General features: G+C 64.2%; 1 protein-coding gene. It reads right to left on the reverse strand.

The features are described from left to right. Positions 1-1,256: IS66 family transposase (locus IVA91_RS18710; RefSeq protein WP_247459050.1), on the reverse strand; the 1,256-nt coding region annotated here is incomplete at its 3' end. Positions 1,257-1,499: the final 243 nt, after the last annotated feature.

Genomic DNA, 1,499 nt, shown 5'->3' on the forward strand with positions numbered 1-1,499 from the left:
GTTGAGCCGCTGGAGATCATGGAAAGCTGCTTCTCAAACCACGGTTTTAAAGCCGCAATGAGGGGCAGCGAGTGCTCCTTGCGCGCGGCCAACCGGATGTCCGGCGACGAGCCGCGCACCATGGCTTCGATGGCGTAAAGCTGCGCGATCTGCCGGACGGCGGCCTCGGCGATCGGAGACTTGCTGTTGCGCACCAATTTGACGAAGCGCCGGCGCAAATGGCTCCAGCAATGCACGAGCGTCCACGGCCCTTGCGGTCGAACGACTTCGGTCAGCCGGTCATAACCGTCATAGGCATCGCATTGCAGGAAGCGTCCGCAAAAGCCATCCAGGAACTGCTCCGCAAAGGCACCGCTGCGACCGGGGGCATATCGGAACAGCACGATCGGCGGACTTGGGCCGCTGTGGCCGCGGTCGTCTGAGGCGATCGCCCAGAAGTAGCCCTTCTTCGTTTGGCCGCGCCCCGGATCGAGTACCGGCGCCTTGGTCTCATCCATGAACAGCCGATCCGCCATGGCCAGGTGGTGGCGCATGTGGTCCGCGATGGGCTGAAGATGGAAGCAGGCGCGGCCGGACCAGTTGCCCAGCGTCGCCCGATCAAGCCGGATACCCTGGCGCGCATAGATCTCGGCCTGACGGTAAAATGGCGTATGATCGCCAAATTTGGAGACGATCACGTGCGCGATGGCCGCTTCGGTCGGCAGCCCGCCGGGCACGACGTGCTCCGGTGCGTGCGCCTGCACGACGGGGCCCGCGCAGCGGCGACAGATGTATTTGGGGCGGCGCGTGACCAACACCCGCCATTGCGCCGGGATCACGTCGAGCCGTTTGCTGACGTCCTCGCCGATCTTCGCCATGGCACCGCAACCACACGGACAGAGCGTGCTCGCAGGCTCGATGATCCGTTCCACCCGCGGCAAATGGGCAGGCAAGCAGCCGCGATTGCGATGAGGACCTTGATCCGGCACGTTCCGCGATCGGCCATTGATCACAGTCTCGGCTCTCTCCTGCGCCGCGTCCAGGATGCCTTGCGCGATCTCCACGTCTTCCAGCGGCAAGTGATACTGATCTGGCCGCAGCTTCTCGGACTTCGCGCCGAACTTCTCGCGTCGCAATTCGCCGAGAATGATCTCCAGCCGACGCCGCGCTTCCTCCGACGCCGCCAGCGCCCCCTGATGCTCGCTCAAGGCCGCCTGCGTTTGCGCCAAAAGCGCCTTGAGGCGTTCGTTTTCGTCGCGTAGCGCCGCGATGCTCATGTGCTATTTCGAGCACATCGCCGCCGCGCGTGCCACGCTCAAAATAGCTGCCGAGTCATTCTGCCGCACTTATCCAGCGACCTGCGGGCGCCGTGCTTCTTCCGGGCGGACCAACCTCCAATCCAGCCCCTCGAACAAGGCCGCGAACATCGCCGGCGACATCCGCATCACGCCGTCCGCGATCGTTGGCCAAACGAACTTGCAACCTTCGAGGCGCTTGTGAACCAACACCAGGCCCGTTCG

The organism is Bradyrhizobium sp. 153 (assembly GCF_023073835.1).
Taxonomy (GTDB): domain Bacteria; phylum Pseudomonadota; class Alphaproteobacteria; order Rhizobiales; family Xanthobacteraceae; genus Bradyrhizobium.